General features: G+C 40.6%; 18 protein-coding genes and 2 tRNA genes. 9 read left to right on the forward strand and 11 right to left on the reverse strand.

Annotation, left to right across the window (positions count from 1 at the left end):
• Positions 1-76 precede the first annotated feature (76 nt).
• Positions 77-1,363, forward strand: a complete 1,287-nt coding sequence (locus CXF88_RS08015; RefSeq protein WP_101086391.1) for an NAD(P)/FAD-dependent oxidoreductase — start codon at positions 77-79, stop codon at positions 1,361-1,363.
• Positions 1,364-1,603: 240 nt separating this feature from the next.
• The gene (locus CXF88_RS08020) at positions 1,604-2,305 is read left to right on the forward strand and encodes a SapC family protein (RefSeq protein ID WP_101086392.1); all 702 of its coding nucleotides are present in this window, start codon (positions 1,604-1,606) and stop codon (positions 2,303-2,305) included.
• Between the two features lie 148 nt (positions 2,306-2,453).
• Here the strand turns inward: CXF88_RS08020 and CXF88_RS08025 are convergent.
• Together CXF88_RS08025 and CXF88_RS08030 are read right to left on the reverse strand one after the other, a co-directional pair.
• A tRNA-Thr gene (locus tag CXF88_RS08025) sits at positions 2,454-2,529 on the reverse strand.
• A gap of 6 nt (positions 2,530-2,535) precedes the next feature.
• A tRNA-Phe gene (locus CXF88_RS08030) sits at positions 2,536-2,611 on the reverse strand.
• Between the two features lie 956 nt (positions 2,612-3,567).
• Between CXF88_RS08030 and CXF88_RS08035 the strand changes: the two genes are divergently transcribed.
• Both CXF88_RS08035 and CXF88_RS08040 read left to right on the forward strand, forming a co-directional pair.
• A complete protein-coding gene (locus CXF88_RS08035) occupies positions 3,568-4,125 on the forward strand; it encodes a cytochrome b (RefSeq protein ID WP_101086393.1) in 558 nt (185 codons plus the stop codon).
• Between the two features lie 118 nt (positions 4,126-4,243).
• On the forward strand, positions 4,244-4,819 hold the full coding sequence (locus CXF88_RS08040) for a YceI family protein (RefSeq protein WP_101086394.1): 576 nt from the start codon (positions 4,244-4,246) through the stop codon (positions 4,817-4,819).
• Between the two features lie 90 nt (positions 4,820-4,909).
• On the opposite strand, the gene CXF88_RS08045 is transcribed toward CXF88_RS08040, so the two are convergent.
• Both CXF88_RS08045 and mutY read right to left on the reverse strand, forming a co-directional pair.
• Complete coding sequence (locus CXF88_RS08045; RefSeq protein WP_101086395.1) at positions 4,910-5,188, reverse strand: oxidative damage protection protein; 279 nt, start codon at positions 5,186-5,188, stop codon at positions 4,910-4,912.
• A 34-nt stretch (positions 5,189-5,222) separates the two neighbouring features.
• Positions 5,223-6,296, reverse strand: coding sequence for an A/G-specific adenine glycosylase (gene mutY / locus CXF88_RS08050; protein ID WP_101086396.1), 1,074 nt, complete (start codon positions 6,294-6,296; stop codon positions 5,223-5,225).
• 234 nt (positions 6,297-6,530) lie between these two features.
• Between mutY and trmB the strand changes: the two genes are divergently transcribed.
• The 5 genes from trmB (at position 6,531) to CXF88_RS08075 (ending at position 11,169) form a co-directional block, all read left to right on the forward strand.
• Positions 6,531-7,247, forward strand: coding sequence for a tRNA (guanosine(46)-N7)-methyltransferase TrmB (gene trmB, locus CXF88_RS08055; protein WP_101086397.1), 717 nt, complete (start codon positions 6,531-6,533; stop codon positions 7,245-7,247).
• Between the two features lie 35 nt (positions 7,248-7,282).
• The gene (locus CXF88_RS08060; protein ID WP_101086398.1) at positions 7,283-7,609 is read left to right on the forward strand and encodes a YggL family protein; all 327 of its coding nucleotides are present in this window, start codon (positions 7,283-7,285) and stop codon (positions 7,607-7,609) included.
• Positions 7,610-7,615: 6 nt separating this feature from the next.
• A complete protein-coding gene (glsB, locus tag CXF88_RS08065; RefSeq protein WP_101086399.1) occupies positions 7,616-8,530 on the forward strand; it encodes a glutaminase B in 915 nt (304 codons plus the stop codon).
• A gap of 474 nt (positions 8,531-9,004) precedes the next feature.
• Positions 9,005-9,817, forward strand: a complete 813-nt coding sequence (locus tag CXF88_RS08070) for a YggN family protein (protein WP_101086400.1) — start codon at positions 9,005-9,007, stop codon at positions 9,815-9,817.
• Positions 9,818-10,227: 410 nt separating this feature from the next.
• Positions 10,228-11,169, forward strand: a complete 942-nt coding sequence (locus tag CXF88_RS08075) for a LysR family transcriptional regulator (protein ID WP_101086401.1) — start codon at positions 10,228-10,230, stop codon at positions 11,167-11,169.
• Between the two features lie 454 nt (positions 11,170-11,623).
• On the opposite strand, the gene CXF88_RS08080 is transcribed toward CXF88_RS08075, so the two are convergent.
• The 7 genes from CXF88_RS08080 to proC form a co-directional block, all read right to left on the reverse strand.
• Positions 11,624-13,480 carry a DUF885 domain-containing protein gene (locus tag CXF88_RS08080; protein WP_101086402.1) on the reverse strand — a complete coding sequence of 619 codons (1,857 nt, stop codon included), beginning with the start codon at positions 13,478-13,480 and terminating at the stop codon, positions 11,624-11,626.
• Positions 13,481-13,681: 201 nt separating this feature from the next.
• Complete coding sequence (hemW, locus tag CXF88_RS08085; protein ID WP_101086403.1) at positions 13,682-14,821, reverse strand: radical SAM family heme chaperone HemW; 1,140 nt, start codon at positions 14,819-14,821, stop codon at positions 13,682-13,684.
• Positions 14,822-15,508 (reverse strand): RdgB/HAM1 family non-canonical purine NTP pyrophosphatase, encoded by a 687-nt coding sequence (rdgB, locus tag CXF88_RS08090; RefSeq protein ID WP_101086404.1) that lies wholly within the window; start codon positions 15,506-15,508, stop codon positions 14,822-14,824.
• Between the two features lie 408 nt (positions 15,509-15,916).
• A complete protein-coding gene (locus CXF88_RS08095) occupies positions 15,917-16,315 on the reverse strand; it encodes a DUF4426 domain-containing protein (RefSeq protein ID WP_242445147.1) in 399 nt (132 codons plus the stop codon).
• Positions 16,316-16,428: 113 nt separating this feature from the next.
• A complete protein-coding gene (gene yggU / locus CXF88_RS08100) occupies positions 16,429-16,728 on the reverse strand; it encodes a DUF167 family protein YggU (protein ID WP_101086406.1) in 300 nt (99 codons plus the stop codon).
• A 20-nt stretch (positions 16,729-16,748) separates the two neighbouring features.
• Positions 16,749-17,297 (reverse strand): YggT family protein, encoded by a 549-nt coding sequence (locus CXF88_RS08105; protein WP_101086407.1) that lies wholly within the window; start codon positions 17,295-17,297, stop codon positions 16,749-16,751.
• Positions 17,298-17,532: 235 nt separating this feature from the next.
• Positions 17,533-18,351 carry a pyrroline-5-carboxylate reductase gene (gene proC, locus CXF88_RS08110; protein WP_101086408.1) on the reverse strand — a complete coding sequence of 273 codons (819 nt, stop codon included), beginning with the start codon at positions 18,349-18,351 and terminating at the stop codon, positions 17,533-17,535.
• Positions 18,352-18,549: the final 198 nt, after the last annotated feature.

The raw sequence follows: 18,549 nt of genomic DNA on the forward strand, positions 1-18,549 counted from the left end.
CCCATAAGGGCCTTTTTTTATAACTGTAAATATTGTGTGATTATGTTGTTGGTATAAGGTAATTCCGAGGTAGTGTATGGTGCAACGAATTGTTATCGTGGGTGGTGGGGCTGCAGGGCTAGCATTGGCTTCAAAATTGGGCCGGAAATTTGGTAAAAATCCGTTAATCGACATTAGTTTGATTGATAAAAATACCGTCCACATATGGAAACCTAAATTACATGAAGTCGCTGTTGGTGTAATTGATCAATCAATCGAAGGCCTACAATATCGAGATCACGGATTAAAGAATGGTTACCGGTATATTCGAGGTGCCATTGAGCAATGCGATCCGACTACTAAGAAAATTCAACTTGCTCCTGTGTATAACGATGAAGGCGAGATGATCATTGCCGCGCGCAATATTGAATACGATACTCTTGTTCTAGCCTTAGGGGGCGTATCAAACAGCTTTAATACACCAGGAGCCGAAAAACACTGTATTTTTTTAGACAGTCTAGACAGTGCTAATCTGTTTCATCATAAGCTGATGGATGCACTGTTACAGCTTAATGAAACCCAAGATCAATTAGGTATCGGCATTGTTGGTGCGGGTGCTACAGGTGTCGAGCTTGCCGCTGAGCTCCATCATGTTATTGAATCAGTAAGAGAGTACGGTTATCAAAACATCTCTAAAGATCATTTAGATATAAATTTAATAGAAGCATCCCCAAAAATACTCCCTCAATTGCCAGAGCAAGTCAGTACAAGAGCGCAAACTGTACTGTCTAAGTTAGGGGTTAAATTGCATTTAGGTGTGCAGGTTAAAGAAGTAACCAAAGAAGGCTTTGTTACTGCGACGGGCGAGACGATAAAAGCCAATATCAAAGTGTGGGCGGCAGGTGTTAAAGGTCCCAAAGTATTTGAAAATTTCACTCAACTTCCCGTCACTCCACGTAATCAAATTGATGTAGATGATTGCATGCGTGTAAAAGGCATTGATGATATTTATGCTTTAGGCGACTGTGCTCAATTAATCTTACCATCAGGTAAGCCGGTACCACCAAGAGCCCAAGCAGCGGCTCAAATGGCAGATCGTCTCTATGCCAATATTTGTTTGAAGATGAAACAGCAGCCAGAAAAGCCTTTCGTTTATAAAGACTATGGATCACTAGTATCACTGAGTCGTTTTTCGGCGGTTGGGAACTTAATGGGAAGCCTTCGCTCAGGAGATTTTTTTGTTGAAGGACACATTGCTCGTTTGATGTACATCTCTCTGTATCAGCGTCATTTAGCCAGCTTGTATGGCTGGTTCTCGGCTTCTGTATATCGTATTGCCCAAAAGCTACTGCGCTGGCAACGCCCTAAGCTCAAGTTACACTAGGCGAGTAATCACATAGAGAGTTGAGCTACTATCAATATAAACGAATAGGCTTTGTTAAACACAAAGCCTATTTTGCTCAAGAATTGGTCATTTGACGTTTATTGACGCAATTTAACTTAAATCTACTTGAATTTAAGATTTAACTTGGTAGTTTCAGTTATTAATTATTTGTTAACACAACGTATGACAATGATGTTGTACTTATACCATAAAAGATAATCAGTGCTTCAAGGAGCCAAGATGCCTAACCAGATTACATTATTAGAACAAACCAAGCATGGTGATTTAAAACTGACTCCAAGTGATTTTTCTCACGTGGCGGAGCAGCACATCGTGCCGGTTACCTTGCATGAAATTAACCGTGCTGCCACTGAGTATCCAATCGTATTTGTTAAAAACAGTGACACTAACGAATTTCAATCAGTTGCGATGTTAGGCCTAAAACCAGGTCAAAATCTAAGTGTGAAAGATGGTAAGTGGCAAGGTTTGTATATTCCAGCTGTTGTTCGTGACTATCCCCTTGGTTTAGTGGTTAATCCAGACGTTAAAGATAAAGTATGGATTGGTATACGCGAAGATGCCAAAGAAGTGACTAAAACAGACGGCCAAGCATTATTTGAAGATGGTAAAGAAACTCCATTTTTAGAAGCGCGTAAGCATGCTTTGATTAGCCACTATGAACAAGATCAAGCTACTCGCGGTATTTTAGGGTTTCTAGATGAAAAAGGGCTGTTGATTAATCAGACTCTCACTGTTGATGTAGCGGGTGAGAAGCGTAATATCAATGGTTTATACCTTATTGATGAAGCTAAATTAAATGCACTAAGCGACGAAGAGTTTATCGAGCTTAAAAAGCGCGGTCTACTAGGCCCAATTTATGGTCATTTGGGTTCTTTAAACCAAGTTAATCGTTTAGCCCGTGTTGAAGTACTCGGTAGATAATCTTCGGGCCTCCCCAAACAAAACAGGCACTCAATTGAGTGCCTGTTTTGTTTGGGGAGGCTAAATACAATATCTGAATTGAGATGTTTAGATTTTACTAGATAGCAGATGCAAAAAAGCCACTCATTGAGTGGCTTTTTTGTTTTTATGGTGCCGGCACCAAGAGTCGAACTCGGGACCTACTGATTACAAGTCAGTTGCTCTACCAACTGAGCTATGCCGGCTAAATATGGTGCCCGAACCCGGAATCGAACCAGGGACACGAGGATTTTCAATCCTCTGCTCTACCGACTGAGCTATTCGGGCAACTAACTAACTGTTAGTTACTGCAGACTAGGTATTAACTTGGTAATCAATGCCTGTCTCGTCTGGAGTGCGCACATAATATAGTGATGGTTTTTATCGTGCAAGTGGTTTTTAAATGTTTTTACTCGTTCGGCTAGTTAATGTGCAAACTGGTGGTTTTTTATCTATTTTCATCATTAAAAGTCGTTTATAAGCGCTAATCGACAAAAATAAAGTCATAGAATCTTACTGATGATTAGCTAAATAACTAAAGAGTAGTTCGATAATTGAGTTTTTGTTTGTTTTTTGAGCGATATTGGGTTGGTTTTATTTTTAACATATGATTGGTGTCTTCGTTTTAAAAGTAAGTTCAAGTTTTTTGCGCTGATAAATACTCATTTACATGTAAATGAGTGAACTTTCGGTCGAGTGAATTATCTTAGTTAACGTTAACTGAGTAACCAAGACATCTATTTAGCACAATAGAATCGATTCTGTAAGGCAAGCTTAAAATCGATTGAACTTTAAAGATGAATAGTGCGGATATTTGTGACGATTTTATAAAGGCAGAGTTTATTAGATGCAGTGATTTTAAATGCGCAGGCTATAACGCAGTAGAAAGAAGCCACAAACGCTGCCCGAAGAGTTCAGCTTAATCTTTATAGAATATGTTTGTTACAGTGCATAAGCGTAGTGAGAGACTTAATGTCTAACACTGCGCCGTCTTTTAATATAAAAAACTAAGCCGTTTATTTTGAAAATATTTAGCCAAGAAAGATCAACACATCCTAGATGCTATTTGATAATTAGTGACTACAATTGAGACATGTTTAATGAGTAGTTGCTTAATTATTTGGTTGTTCTCTATTTTAATACCTGTTACTTCTATTTTATAGAACGATTTCGGCTATTTTTACTGATTTTCTTTCCTAAAATTAACGTTAAAATGTTGTGACTTTTTTAGAGGAAAGTAAGACATGTTAAAAAACACTTCAGCTGGCTATGGCTTAGTAACCATTTTTTTCCATTGGTTGTCCGCCATCGCAGTTATTGGTCTATTTAGTGCTGGTTATTGGATGGTAGATCTTACCTACTACAGTAGTTGGTACCAAACTGCGCCGCATCTGCATAAAAGTGTCGGTTTGCTTTTACTTGGGTTAACGCTATTAAGGCTAGCTTGGCGAGGGATATCACACACTCCTAGCCCATTATCGAATCATCAGCCTTGGGAAAAACGCTTGGCAAAGTGGGCTCATACTGTTCTTTATACGCTAATGTTACTCATTATGAGTTCAGGAATTATGATTTCGACAGCCGATGGTCGAGATATTTGGATTTTTGACTGGTTTGCCGTGCCATTTCCTAATGCTTTTATTGATGATCAAGCTGATATAGCGGGGTTAATACATCAATACCTTGCCTATAGCTTAATTGGCTTGGTTGTGTTGCATGCAGCTGGTGCGATTAAGCATCATTTTATTGATAAAGATAACACCCTTAAAAGAATGCTGATGCCAAATCGTATTAGCAAATAATCGAATTGTTTAACCGTTGAATTGTTTAACCGTTGAATATATTAACCGTTATGTTTGATGAATATATCAATACCTCTTTATATATCTACTTGTTATTAACTTAAAGGAATAAAAAACCATGAAAAAACACCTTATAGCAGCACTTATCAGTGCAACGTTTATGTTACCTGTAGCTGTTAATGCTGCCGACTATGTTATCGACACTCAAGGTGCGCATGCATCAATTCAATTTAGTGTAAGCCATTTGGGTTATAGCTTTGTGGTTGGGCGCTTTAATGAGTTTTCTGGCGACTTCAGTTTCGATGCTGACAAAGTCGCAGATGGCAAAGTGAATGTTAAAATTAATACTAACAGTGTTGATTCTAATCATGCCGAGCGTGACAAGCATTTACGCAGCGAAGACTTTTTAAATACCAGTAAATTCCCTGAAGCCTCTTTTTCATCAACCTCGATTGTTGATAAAGGCAATAACCAGTTTGTGATTAATGGTGACTTTACCTTAAATGGTGTGACAAAGCCGTTAACCATTGATGCCGTTGCTATTGGTGAAGGTAAAGATCCATGGGGTGGATATCGTGCTGGTTTTAGCGGCACAACCACTTTTGCGATGAAAGATTTTGGTGTCAAAATGGATTTAGGTCCAGCTTCTGCTAACGTTGAATTAGCATTGGTAGTGGAAGGCGTTAAACAATAATCTGTCGGATTTAGTCATTGATAACCAAAAACAAAGCCGCTAAGTTAAGCGGCTTTGTTGTTTAATATAGTTATCTATTATATTACTAGGTTATTCATCTTCAGCAGGTGGAACATAGCCTTCAATTTCAACGTCTTTACCTTCAAATAAAAAGTGAGTCATTTGCTCTTCAAGAAATTTGCGGTCATCAACATTCATCATATTGAGCTTTTTCTCATTAATGAGCATGGTTTGTTTCTTTTGCCATAAGCCCCAAGCTTCTTTACTGATATTGTCAAAAATACGCTTACCTAATTCGCCTGGGTAAAGCTGAAAATCTAAGCCGTCAGCTGATTTGTTTAGGTGTTGACAGTGAACTGTGCGAGCCATGATGATTCCTTACTAACTTTAATTACACTAAAAACTAATATGTCGCGAAAAGTACGGCTAAATTAGCCAAAATACGTTCTGTGGCGGCTGCCAACCCGACTTTCGCAGGTTGCTCTATGTTATACCAGAGAGCCGAGGTTTGTTCCATGATGCCTGTTGCTTGATCGACAGATAGTTCAACTAATACTGGTTGAATATCAAGATGGAAATGACTGAATGTATGCCTAAACCCTGCAAGCCCTTGTTCTGACTCTGCCAAATTATGCAGCGTTAAATAATCTTCTAATTCTGCTTGCTGTTCAAATTGCGGAAAACACCATAACCCCCCCCAAATACCTGCTGGTGGGCGTTGGATAAGCTGAACTTTTACAGAATCTCCGCTGTTGTCGACTAATACCAGCATAAAAGCTGATTTTTCTGGCGTCACTTTCTTAGGTTTTTTACCGGGATATAGACTTTGATGACCCGTCTGTTGAGCCACACAATCAATTGCTACAGGGCAGGCTGCGCAATTAGGTTTACTGCGAGTGCAAACACTTGAACCAATATCCATCATTGCCTGGTTAAACTTTTCAACGTTTTTGGCAGGTGTGAACGTATCGGTTAATTGCCACAACTGTTGTTCAACGTTTTTTTGTCCTGGCCAACCTTCAATAGCACCATGTCTGGCTAATACGCGCTTTACATTACCGTCTAAAATAGGGTGGTGTTGCCCGAGGGACAACGATAACACAGCACCCGCAGTTGATTTACCGATTCCAGATAACGCGAGCACATCATCAAACTGAGTAGGAAACTCGCCATTAAAAGCATCACGAATATGTTGGGCTGCTTTATGTAAATTGCGTGCTCTGGCGTAATAACCTAGGCCAGTCCACAAATGCAGCACCTCATCTTGATGAGCATTAGCAAGATCTACCACGCTGGGGAAACGCGCCATAAATTTTTCATAATAGGGAATAACCGTCGCGACTTGGGTTTGCTGGAGCATGATCTCCGACACCCAAACACGGTAAGGCGTTTTATTGATCTGCCAAGGCAGTGATTTACGACCATGTAGGTCATACCAAGCGATGATACGCTCAGAAAATGGAGTCAGATTTTTCATGGGCGCAGTGTAGCCATAGCCATTTTATTACACAAGTGGCACTGCTATTTTAAATCACACGTTTGCACTAAATTAGCGTAAACATGTGCAATGAGTTTAGGTATAATGCCCAACTGATTTTAAAATTGATCTATCACAGATAGCAAATGCGTAATGTGTTGATAAAGAGTGGCTGCCTAACGGTTAGACATTTAGTAACACAGCACAACAAAGTACGCAGACAATGAGGCAAAGATGAGCGACGTTACCACAGCTGAATTTAACGAAGACGGTAAGTATATTCGTAAAATCAGAAGTTTTGTTTTACGCGAAGGCCGTTTAACCAAAGGCCAATCTCAAGCAATTGAAGCACATTGGCCAGCAATGGGACTTGATTATACTCCACAAGCATTGGAGTTAACTCAAGTGTTTGGTCGCGATGCTGATACCGTGTTAGAAATCGGTTTTGGTATGGGGGCATCATTAGTCCAAATGGCAAAAGCTGCCCCAGAGCAAAACTTTATTGGCATAGAAGTTCATAAACCTGGTATTGGTACGTGTCTTTCTGATGCCGGTGCAGCTGAAGTGACTAACTTACGTGTATATCATCATGATGCAATGGAAGTGCTAGAGCACAGCATTGTTGATGGTTCACTCGAGCGCGTACAATTGTTTTTCCCTGACCCATGGCATAAAAAACGTCATCATAAGCGCCGGATTGTACAAGCTGAATTTGTACAACTTATCCGCCGTAAGCTTAAAATCGGTGGTGTATTTCATATGGCAACCGATTGGGAAAATTACAGCGAGCATATGTTAGAAATAATGAATGCAGCAGAAGGTTATAAAAATCAATCAACAACTGGTACAGTTGTCGAACGTCCAGAGCATCGTCCGCTTACCAAGTTTGAAGCAAGAGGCCACAGACTCGGTCACGGCGTATGGGATATCATGTTTGAGCGTACTGCTTAATCACAACTACACTTTCAGCAATCGGAGAATACACCATGGCGCAAAATCGTAGTCGTCGTTTACGTAAAAAATTACGAGTTGATGAGTTTCAAGAATTAGGCTTTGAAATCAACTGGACTTTTGATGAGTCTGTATCTGAAGAAGATATTGATAACTTAGTTGATCAGTTTCTTGTTGAGGTCATTGAACCTCGTCAATTAGGTTTCCACGGTGGTGGACACAAGCAATGGGAAGGTATTATTGCTACCCAAGCTATCGGTAAATGTACTGATGAAGATACCGCTGCAGTGAATGCGTTCTGGAAAGACAAGCCTGTTTCTAACCTCGAAGTGAGTGATTTGTACGATATCTGGTGGGGTTAAGCTAAATTGCCTGAGCAATTATTACTTCAACAAGCCGTCGATAAAGTAAGATCGCTATTGGGTAAAGGCAAGGTTGCAGGATATATTCCTGCGCTTGCCTGCGTTGACCCTAACAAAATAGGGATTGCCGTTACTACCCTTGATGGCCAAACAATTGGTGCCGGTGATTACCTTGAGCCTTTTTCAATTCAAAGTATTTCTAAAGTCTTTAGCCTTACTCAGGCACTTAATTTATATACCGAAGATGAAATTTGGAGTCGTGTGGGTAAAGAACCCTCAGGGCATTCATTTAACTCGCTGGTACAGGTCGAATTAGAGCGCGGTAAACCTCGCAACCCTTTTATTAATGCCGGTGCGCTAGTTATTGCTGACTTGTTGCAAGCCCGTTTAGGGGCGCCTAAGCATCGTATGCTTGAGGTTGTGCGTCAATTGAGCCAGAACCCGACGTTAGCCTACGATAAAGTTGTGGCGGATTCTGAGTTCCAGTTTAGTGCACGTAATGCATCTATTGCCTATTTAATGAAGTCATTTGGTAATTTTGAAGGCGACGTCAATACCGTACTTAAAAGTTATTTTCATTATTGTGCATTAAGAATGAATTGCGCTGACTTGTCCCGCGCGATGTTCTATTTGGCTAATCGCGGTAAGACACTCGATGGCGACAGCTTAGTTTCGCCGGTGCAAACTCGACAACTCAATGCATTACTGGCGACATCTGGATTATACGATGGCGCAGGAGAGTTCGCTTATCGAGTAGGTATGCCGGGTAAAAGTGGCGTGGGGGGCGGCATTATTGCGGTTATTCCTGGTGATATGTCTATTTGTGTGTGGTCACCTGAGCTAGACAATAATGGTAACTCGCTTGCGGGCACAGCCATGTTAGAACATTTAAGCCAACAGTTAGGCCGTTCAATTTTTTAGTTTATACAAGGGCTAATCTTTCGCGGTTAACGTTGTTCGACCTTAACGTACTCACTCTTTGTATATCAAATCTGAATCTATAATATTGACTCAAAACGTTTAAAAGTCATTTTACTGCCCACTTGGGCAGTTTTAGTGGCTTCTTTTCGCCTAGGTTATTGCTTACTTATCTAGAACAACCACACGTCGTATACGCTTACTTGTCTAGCAAAATACAAACTGCAGTAAAATTCATCCTGAAGCTCAGCTGGCCCTAGATAGATTAATTATTATTGAGATTGGTAAAATAGACTATTTATTGGTTTATTTTACGAATACACTTCCGCTATTGTATATTCATTAGCTTATATATTGTCTTATTTTATCATTAATCTATTAAAAGTCATGTAGTTATAACTATTGGCATAGCTTGTGCTTTATAAAGCTCATATACGAGCTAATTATTGATATATGTATAGCAAAAGGATTTTTATCATGACCAAACAGAAGTTGATTTGTAGTGTAGCGTTAACCAGCATGTTATTCACAGTAGGGGCGCTAACTCCCGCCATGGCAAAAATGTCCATTAATGATGAAAAGTGCAATGTGACATTAAACTATGACGTTACTGTTGAACCAAAAAAATTGCAGATTAGTGATAATGGATCCGAGAAATATCGCGTTGAACTCGATCAACTATATGTAGACGGTAAAAAAGTCACCTTAACCGCTAAACAACAAACGCTACTCACTCAATATTCTGATGAGCTATCTCGTCAAGTACCTGAGGTAATTGATTTGGTTGGTGATGTTGTCGTAATGGCATCTCAAGCAGTCAATATGGCATTAACCCCAATATTTGGCGACGCCACTGGTAGCCAAATTGATAAGCTAATGACAGGGATTCAAACACGCATTGACACCATGGCGTATCAGCAAGGCGATAAGTTTTATTTAGGTTCAACAGACTCTTCAATTGAACATGCATTTAATGAAGAGTTTGAACAAGAGATAGAACAAATGGTCACCAACTCAATGGGATCATTAATGATGACATTAGGTAGCCAGATCATGTCTTCTGAAGGCGGTTCATTTGAAGAAAAAATGAATACCTTTTCACAAAAAATGGACAATGTCGGTAAAGACATCGAGCAACAACTTGAGTCGCAATCACAAGGCCTTGAACAACGAGCCGATAAAATTTGTGATAATTTTGAAGGATTATTAGTGTTAGAAAGCCAAGTGCGTAAATCCATACCAGAACTTGCACCTTATACATTGGCCAAGCTAGGCGAGCTAAAAGAGTAAATTTATTTTGTTCAACCTGTCTTCCCGGACACCTGACCTTCCCCTGTGCTCTTTTTGAAGACACAGGGGCTTTTTTTTGGGGCCAATTCTAGCTGCTTTACCGCTATAGCTCGTGTTGCTTTGTTCTGATAAAAAAATTGTCAATTATAAATATAGAGCCATAGAGGCTTTTTTTGTTATACTCTTGAGAATTATTACAAAATTACACTCTACTTTAGATGTGGTTATATTTCAGAATCTTCATTTGTTAGTGTTGATTAAAGATATTAGTTTGTTTTGATGCTCATTTGGCAGCAACAATCATAATATCTGAGTGTCGATATTGATGCTAAGCAAGGTTTAGTTACCAGCAATGGCTAACAGATATCTGAAATTTTTATTAATGTCGTAACCAGCTTAAGGCGACTTTCATGTTAGAACTGTTAGAACCTATCGCAATTTTTACTCATGTTGCACGTGCAGGAAGTTTTAGTGCTGCAGCCAGACGTCTTGGCATTTCTAAATCTAAAGTAAGTACTCAAGTTGCAGATCTTGAACATAAACTTGGTGTGCAACTTATTCAGCGAACAACCCGCAGTTTAAGCCTTACTGAAGCCGGCAATTTATTGTATCTACAAGGCGAAGAACTTCTTCGTGATGCAGAGCAGGCCGTTTCAAGTGTTCACAACTTAAATGATGCAACTCGTGGTGTACTAAAAGTTGGGATATCACAATCATTTGGCACCATGCACATTATTCCAGCTTTACCAGCATTTATGGCAAGGCATCCAGAGCTTGAACTACAAGTGAGCTTACTTGATCATAAAGTCGATGTTGTCAGTGAAGGCTTAGACCTATTGTTAACCATGTCTGAGCAATTGCCGCTGGGTATGGTGGCAAGACCGTTAATGAAATGTCAGTTCTTGTTAGTCGCATCACCGGGTTATATTGCCCAACATGGTAACATTAGCCGCCCAGAGCAATTGGTTGAACACAATTGTTTGGTGTATCAAGGTGAGTGGCATGAGCACAGCATGTGGCAATTTAAAAAGGGTGAAGATTATTGCGAAATAGGTGTATCAGGCAATTTCCGTGTCGATAATGCGCCAGCATTGAAATCGGCCGCAGTAAGTGGTTTAGGCATTGTCTATTTAGCCAGTTACTTAATGGAAGATGAAATCGCTCAAGGGACATTGATTCCTTTGTTACCTGATTGGCAGTTGACTCACAATCTTCCATTACAAGCAGTGTATCCTCGTCGTAAACATCTAGCTCCAAAAGTCAGTGCGTTCATTGATTTTATTAAAACGCACATCAGCAGCCCACCTTATTGGGATGCTAAGTTCGATCATTTGTATAAACTTCGTAAGTAAAAGTGGAAACATTATTTCAAATTTAGAACAAAGCCGCAACTTACCTTGCGGCTTTGTATTAAGTTGCTGATTTTAAAGTGCTTAAGGTGTTGATTGATTAGTTTATTAGTAAGTTGCTAATCAAGGGTTTAGCAATTTACATTTGTTAACTAGTTGAACTCTGTTCTGATATCAATACAATAGTACTCAGTTGATTCGAAATGATTTGAACCCTACGTTTTTCTGAGAAATGACCCCTTTTCAGTGAGATGTACAAATCGGCAAGGTAGCAAATTTTGAGTCAGTGTTGGCAATGGTTTTCGAACTAAAATAATGCCAACCTTAAAACCATCATCCTAATTTATTTGGTTTACCCCAGACTTTGTTCTGGGGTTATTTTTTTGTGGAAATTGATAAAGCAAAACGGCAACCTCAGGTTGCCGTTTTATGTTTCGAGTGGATTAATGATTTAAAATTACAGCGATTGAACCTGCTTAATCCACTTATTTACTTGCTCTTCAAGTATGTCTAATGGCAATGGTCCATTTTTAAGGATTACAGTATGAAATTCGCGAATATCAAACTTGGCTCCTAGCGCCTTTTTAGCCTGCTCACGTAGTTGTAATATTTTAATCATACCTACTTTATACGCAGTCGCTTGTGATGGCATAACAATATGGCGTTCGACCATTTTTATCGCATCAGACTCCGCGTTTGGAGTATTCTCAACGTAATAGGCAATAGCCTGCTCACGAGTCCACTTTTTAGCGTGTATCCCAGTATCAACCACTAAACGGCATGCGCGCCATAGCTCCATCGATAAACGACCAAAGTCAGAGTATGGGTCGGCATATAAGCCCATTTCCTTCGGGAAATATTCTGAGTAAAGTCCCCAACCTTCAATATAAGCAGTGTAACCGCCAAATTTACGGAATTTTGGAATGCCTTGCAGTTCTTGTGCAATAGCAATTTGCATGTGATGTCCTGGGATCCCTTCATGGTAAGCAAGCGCTTCCATCTGATACTTTGGCATCGCTTCCATTTTGTATAAATTAGCGTAATAGCTTCCAGGGCGAGAACCATCTGGTGCTGGTTGGTCGTAAAATGCTTTACCTGCGGACTTTTCTCTAAACGCTTCTACCTTTCGTACCACTAATTCGGCTTTAGGCTTAATCGTGAACACTTCGTCTAAACGAGACTCCATAGTATCGATCAGCGATTTTGCTTGGGCGAGATATGCCGTTTTGCCTTCATCAGTTTCTGGGTAATAAAATTGCTTATCATCGCGCATGAACACAAAAAACTCTTGTAAGCTGCCGGCAAAGTGTACCTTTTTCATAATGACCCGCATTTCATCATGAATACGCTTAACTTCAGATAAGCCAAGATCATGGATAGTGTCTGCGGTCATATCGGTTGTAGTGGTGCGGGCGAGGGCGTTATTGTAAAACGCTTCTCCGTCAGGCAGTTTCCAAGCTCCATCTTGAGTATCGGCTCGAGCTTCAAGTGACTTGGTATAGGTGATTAACTGCTCATAGGCAGGTTTTACCTTAGTAAGCAGAGCCTGTTTTACTTCGACTAATAAGGCTTGTTTGTTGCCATCGGTTATATCGAGTTTATTTATCTTACGGTTCGCGTCAGCCCATAACGCGCTGTCTTTTCCTGTATCTGTAAATGGGGCGCCAGTGATAATGTTTTTACTATCGGAAATTACATATGGGAAAACAAATTTTGGCGCGATAATATGCTTTTTAGCGCGAATTTCTAATGAGGTCTCTAATTGTGCAAGTAGTGTTGGTATGCCGTTCAAACGACTAATATAAGCTTTAGCATCACTTTCATCGGTTATTTGATGTTGGTTAATCAATAATGAAGCCACCACAGAATGGACGCCATACATTTGGTTAATCGGATAGGTGTGATAACGCCATTTATCGTCGCTAATACTGTGCTCTAAGCTGGCCTTCAACAGTTCATAACTGAGCGCAGCTTGTTCATTTAGTTTATTGGCATCAAGGCGAGTTAATCTTATTAGTTGCTGTTTACTGCGGGCTAAATCAGCATCTGCAGCAGCATCAGACAAGTCATTCCACTTGCCGTAATCTTGTTTGATACCCAGGTAAGTTTGGTTAACCGGATTTGCCATCACATTTTCCATAAAAATGGCTTCAAACAATACGTTGGCTTTTTCTGATTCAGTTTGTTGGCTTGATGTCGCTGTACTTTCTTGTTGGCTCAATTGCGGCATGTTGTGCAAGTTCGCAATGGCTGATGCGCTTAATAAGCTTGATAACGCGACAGCAACGAGAGTTGTTTTAGTTTTAATAGACATTGATATCTTCCCAAAGTACCTAAGTTATAAGCGCATATCCTAATCAAGCTTTGCCTAAATGTGTGAATAGAAATGTTAGAAAGTGTGTATTTAAGGTAAGTAAATTGTGGCGCTAGAAGCAGATTTTTGATTATTGACTCACAGTTAACGGTTTAAAAAGAAAACCGCGAGTCATATTATTTTATTCAATCGACTGGTAAATTAAATAAACTGAGACAGCAAATCATTTACAAACATGTGGCCTTTAGACGTCAATTGCCAATGCGTTGTGGTTTCTGTCAATAATCCCCGTTCAATTGATTTTTGCATTCCTTGTTTTACTACCTCAGCTGATTGGCCTGTACGCTGCTCAAATTCAGTTTTAGGGATTGGAGTCATCAACCTTAGACGGTTCATTAAGTATTCTAATGGGCGGTCTTCTTCAACGACATCTGTGGTTTCAAAGGTATATTTATCCGCAGCGAGGTAGCCTTTAGGGTGCTTTATTTTTACCGTACGTACAATCCGATTTGAGCCGGGCAGGGTGATTTTACCGTGGGCGCCGCAACCGATGCCAAGGTAATCGCCAAATTGCCAATAATTAAGATTATGGCGACATTGGAATCCAGGTTTTGCATAGGCTGATATTTCGTATTGCTCATAACCTAATGCCGCTAAGCGCTGCTGACCTTGCTCGTATATTTGCCACAGGTTTTCATCGTCTGGTAATTGTGGCGGTTTTGAATGAAACAAGGTGTTGGGTTCAATGGTGAGTTGATACCAAGAAAGATGCGGTGGAGCTAAAGCCGTTGCTGTGTCGATATCATGCATGGCCTCGTCAAAGCTTTGGTTTGGTAAACCGTGCATTAAGTCGAGATTAAAACTTAAATAATCTGCTTGCTTGGCTTTTTCTGCCGCCACTTTGGCTTCATCCTCATTATGGATGCGTCCCAACAGATTAAGTTTTTCTTTTGAAAAACTTTGCACCCCAATAGATAAGCGCGTGACACCCGCTGCGCGGTAAGCACTAAAGTCGTCGTGCTCTAATGTGCCAGGATTGGCTTCCATGGTGATTTCAATATTATCTTCAAAAGGGATTAACGCTTGCGCGCCTTCAAGTATGCGTTGAATTTGACTAGCATCAAATAACGATGGCGTGCCACCGCCGATAAAAATGGTATGCACCTTTCGACCTTGAACATACGCCAAGTCTTGTTTTAAATCTTCTAATAATGCGTCGACATATTGTTGCTGTGGTAACTCACCATTTTGGCCGTGGGAGTTAAAATCGCAATAAGGGCATTTTTGCACGCACCAAGGAATATGGATATACAAGCTAAGTGGGGGTAATTGCAATATCATTTATTGGTGGCCGCCAGAAGTATTGTTCGATGTACTGTTCGATAAAATGATACCTTGAGCTTTCATGGCACTCACTAATAACTCAAGTCCTTTGCCTCGATGGCTATGGGCATTTTTCTGTTCACGAGTTAGCTCTGCTGCCGAGCACTCAAAACCTTGCGGAATAAATACGGGATCATAACCATGGCCTTGCTCGCCTTGTGGAGCATGGTTGATTGTCCCTTCCCATGAAGCCTGGCAAATAATAGGCGTAGGATCTTTTGCATGACGCATATAAACCAGTACACATTGGAAACGGGCACTTCGAAGTGTTTCGCCTTGCAATGCATCAAGTAGCTTGAGGTAATTGCTGGTTTCGGTTGCATTGGCTCCTGAATAACGGGCAGAGTAAATCCCTGGTTGGCCTTGTAGTGCATCAACTTCAATACCTGAGTCATCTGCAATTGCAGCTTTACCGGTTATTTCAGCGGCATGGCGAGCTTTAATGATGGCGTTTTCTACAAATGTAGTGCCTGTCTCTGCAACCTCTGTCACGTTAAATTGATTCTGTGGTAATACTTCAATATTAAATGCTGTCAGCATTTGATCAAATTCGGCAAGTTTGCCTTTGTTGCCACTGGCAAGAACAATTTGTTGTTTGACTAAGGTATGCATAAGTTTTTTAGATGAGGGTAAATTTGCCGTCATTATACTCTAACTACCCCCTAGGCCGCTACGCGGATAGTGCGCTTCGCTTCTAGGACGTGACTTCGTCACTGCTAAGGACAGCTTCGCTGCTAAGATCCTATGCCGCTACGCGGATAGTGCGCTTCGCTTCTAGAGCATGACTTCGTCACTGCTAAGGACAGCTTCGCTGCTAAGATCCTAGGCCGCTACGCGGATAGTGCGCTGCGCTTCTAGTACGTGACTTCGTCACTGCTAAGGACAGCTTTGGTGCTAAGATCCTAGGCCGCTACGCGGATAGTGCGCTTCGCTTCTAGGACGTGACTTCGTCACTGCTAAGATTGAGTCGCTGGGCGACTAGGCTGTTGATTTTATAGGATCTAGCCGCGAAGCGTCCTAGCAGCGCAGCGCTCTAGGCTTTTTATCGATGATTTAATCTACATAGAATTTTTGTTTGAATTTCAATGAGGTGTTTAGCTGGTTGCCGTGCTTAATGGCAATGGTAAAATTAACATCTTGATCATCACGATAAGGCACTTCTGCGATGTAATAGATGGATTTCCCTTCGCGAATTTCTTTAAAATCCAGAGTTACGCGGGCATCAATTAAGTTATTGGCGATTCCTGAAATTTCAACTGGGACAGCTGGGTGTCCTTCTAGATTCGTATTGAGCACGGTAATGTTCACCAATCCATTGTAACTACTGCGTTCTATTCCGTAGGTTTTTGCTATTTCTGGGGTAATAAAGGTGCTACTAAGCGCCATGTAATGAATATCAAAATTACCAACTTGTTGTTTTTGTTCTGCTTGAGCGTAGCCGATACTGGTCATCGTTATCAGTGACAACAATAATATTTGTAATAATGGGCGACATAAACGCAATGATTGGAACATAATTTAGTCCTTAGCGGGCATGAGCTATAACGTTATTATAGGAGAAACAGTCACAAAAGGGCGGCTATTTCAGGCGGAATAATCTGCGGTTGGCATATTTTAATTTGCTTATGACGACCTTGTTCACCCTTAAGGATATGAACCTGACTTTTAGCCACTTTACAGGCTTTTGCAAGGTATTTAGACAGATAAGCATTTGCTTTACCGTCAATCGGTGGCGCTGTGATAGCTATTTTTAATTCGTTACCGTGCAAACCGACAATTTGATCGCGGCTGGCTTTGGGTTGTACATACACAAAAAGCAGCAAGTCACCTTGCTGCTCATCGTTAATATAGCTGACTGGATTCATTAGTTAGATTTGTTCGACATCTAAATAATTGACCAAAACGGGATATATTGCGCGCACAACATATTAATGAAATTCATCGCAATAAATACCACTAATACAGATAGATCTAAGCCACCAATAGCGGGTAGCACTTTGCGTACTGGCGCTAAAATAGGTTCTGTTAATTGGGTCATCACCATCACAATTGGGTTATAACCTTGGTTGAACCAACTCAATACTGCGCGGATAAGTAACATCCAAAAAAGTAACACGCCAGCTTGTTTTACGACAGAGATCACTGAGAATAATAACAAGGTAACAATATCTACAGTTGCCCCTGCAATGAAAGTAAGCACTAACATTTTGACCAACACGACAATCAGTGCCAGTACCATTGATGAAGTATCAAAACGTCCTACAGACGGTAATAGTCGACGCATTGGTGCGATAATCGGTTGTGTCGCTTTAACCACAAATTGGCTAAATGGATTATAAAAATCCGCTCTTGCAAGCTGTAGCCAAAAACGAAGAATGACGATCATTAGGTATAAGTCAAACAGAGTGTTGACTAAAAAACTCATTGCATTCATGTATGTTGCCTTACGTTGATGTGATTTAGTGCTTAATCTTGTAATTACATTAGATCGCAGATTAGAGTGTGAATTAGCACTGAAATTAACTGCGTCAATATTTAACTGTACGACTAACTGAGTTAACAATATAACGGATTATCACTCAGATTTGGTGTTTATAAGCTTAGTTTTACGCAACTATTTTACACCAAAGAGGTTAACCGTAAGTTAAATAATCGTTCATCTCATAACGTTAGAATGTTTTAGCCATTTCTTGGGCTCTAGCAACGCAGTTTGTCATGGCTTTATCGACCAATTCGACTAAACCGCCTTGTTGGAATGTTTCTACAGCTCTAGCCGTAGTACCGCCTTTTGACATAACATTTTGACGCAGTTCGGTTACTGATAACTGTTGATTTTGTATCACCATCTGCGCAGCACCCAAGGCAGCTTGCTCAGCAAGGAGTCTTGCTTTGTCTTCAGCCATACCCATGTTGACGCCAGAGGCGATCATAGACTCGATAAACAAGAAAAAATAAGCAGGAGAGCTGCCTGCAAGGGCTATCACTTGATCTAATTCCGCTTCTTTATCAACCCAAACCACTTTACCGCCGCTTTGCATTAAAGTTTCACAAATCCCTTTGTGCTCGGCAGAAATACTGTTATCAGCATAAATACCTGTCATACCATAGCCAATTTGAGTCGGAGTATTAGGCATGGTGCGAATAAGTTTAATAGGTTGCTTAAAGTAGACTTGATAACGAGATGCTGGAATACCTGCAGCGATAGTGATGATTAACTTATTGGCTAAATCCAGTGAACTTAAGTCTTCACAAACCGTTGCCATTAATTGAGGTTTTACGCTTAACACGATGACATCGGCAGTTTGTGCAGCTGCATGATTATCGTGGGAAACTTGAATCGCAAAATCGTGCTGCAACGCATCCAATTTACCCTTGCTTGGATTGGTTGCATGAATAAGGTCACTAGGATAGCCATGCTTAACTAAGCCACTAATAATGCTACGAGTCATATTGCCCGCACCGATAAAACATACTTTTGCTTGAGTCATTAAGTCTGTATCCAATTAAAGAGTGAATTTATGTCCAATTGCAGTGTATGTTACCTAATTCAGCCCTAGGACGCTACGCTTCTAGATTCTAGGGCGGACTGCATCCTGCTAGGCCGCTGCGCGAATAGAGCGCTTCGCTTCTAGGAACAGCTTCGCTGCTAAGATTGAGTCGCTTCGCGATTAGGCTGTTGATTTTAT

It is taken from the genome of Shewanella sp. ALD9, assembly GCF_002836315.1.
Classification (GTDB): Bacteria; Pseudomonadota; Gammaproteobacteria; order Enterobacterales; family Shewanellaceae; genus Shewanella.

What these genes read in the sequence shown, in the direction of transcription:
- CXF88_RS08015 (WP_101086391.1), top strand. Translation starts at nt 77, where the DNA reads ATGGTGCAACGAATTGTTATCGTGGGTGGTGGGGCTGCAGGGCTAGCA.
- CXF88_RS08020 (WP_101086392.1), top strand. Translation starts at nt 1,604, where the DNA reads ATGCCTAACCAGATTACATTATTAGAACAAACCAAGCATGGTGATTTA.
- CXF88_RS08035 (WP_101086393.1), top strand. Translation starts at nt 3,568, where the DNA reads ATGTTAAAAAACACTTCAGCTGGCTATGGCTTAGTAACCATTTTTTTC.
- CXF88_RS08040 (WP_101086394.1), top strand. Translation starts at nt 4,244, where the DNA reads ATGAAAAAACACCTTATAGCAGCACTTATCAGTGCAACGTTTATGTTA.
- CXF88_RS08045 (WP_101086395.1), bottom strand. Translation starts at nt 5,188, where the DNA reads ATGGCTCGCACAGTTCACTGTCAACACCTAAACAAATCAGCTGACGGC.
- mutY (WP_101086396.1), bottom strand. Translation starts at nt 6,296, where the DNA reads ATGAAAAATCTGACTCCATTTTCTGAGCGTATCATCGCTTGGTATGAC.
- trmB (WP_101086397.1), top strand. Translation starts at nt 6,531, where the DNA reads ATGAGCGACGTTACCACAGCTGAATTTAACGAAGACGGTAAGTATATT.
- CXF88_RS08060 (WP_101086398.1), top strand. Translation starts at nt 7,283, where the DNA reads ATGGCGCAAAATCGTAGTCGTCGTTTACGTAAAAAATTACGAGTTGAT.
- CXF88_RS08070 (WP_101086400.1), top strand. Translation starts at nt 9,005, where the DNA reads ATGACCAAACAGAAGTTGATTTGTAGTGTAGCGTTAACCAGCATGTTA.
- CXF88_RS08075 (WP_101086401.1), top strand. Translation starts at nt 10,228, where the DNA reads ATGTTAGAACTGTTAGAACCTATCGCAATTTTTACTCATGTTGCACGT.
- CXF88_RS08080 (WP_101086402.1), bottom strand. Translation starts at nt 13,480, where the DNA reads ATGTCTATTAAAACTAAAACAACTCTCGTTGCTGTCGCGTTATCAAGC.
- hemW (WP_101086403.1), bottom strand. Translation starts at nt 14,821, where the DNA reads ATGATATTGCAATTACCCCCACTTAGCTTGTATATCCATATTCCTTGG.
- rdgB (WP_101086404.1), bottom strand. Translation starts at nt 15,508, where the DNA reads ATGACGGCAAATTTACCCTCATCTAAAAAACTTATGCATACCTTAGTC.
- CXF88_RS08095 (WP_242445147.1), bottom strand. Translation starts at nt 16,315, where the DNA reads ATGACCAGTATCGGCTACGCTCAAGCAGAACAAAAACAACAAGTTGGT.
- yggU (WP_101086406.1), bottom strand. Translation starts at nt 16,728, where the DNA reads ATGAATCCAGTCAGCTATATTAACGATGAGCAGCAAGGTGACTTGCTG.
- CXF88_RS08105 (WP_101086407.1), bottom strand. Translation starts at nt 17,297, where the DNA reads ATGAATGCAATGAGTTTTTTAGTCAACACTCTGTTTGACTTATACCTA.
- proC (WP_101086408.1), bottom strand. Translation starts at nt 18,351, where the DNA reads ATGACTCAAGCAAAAGTATGTTTTATCGGTGCGGGCAATATGACTCGT.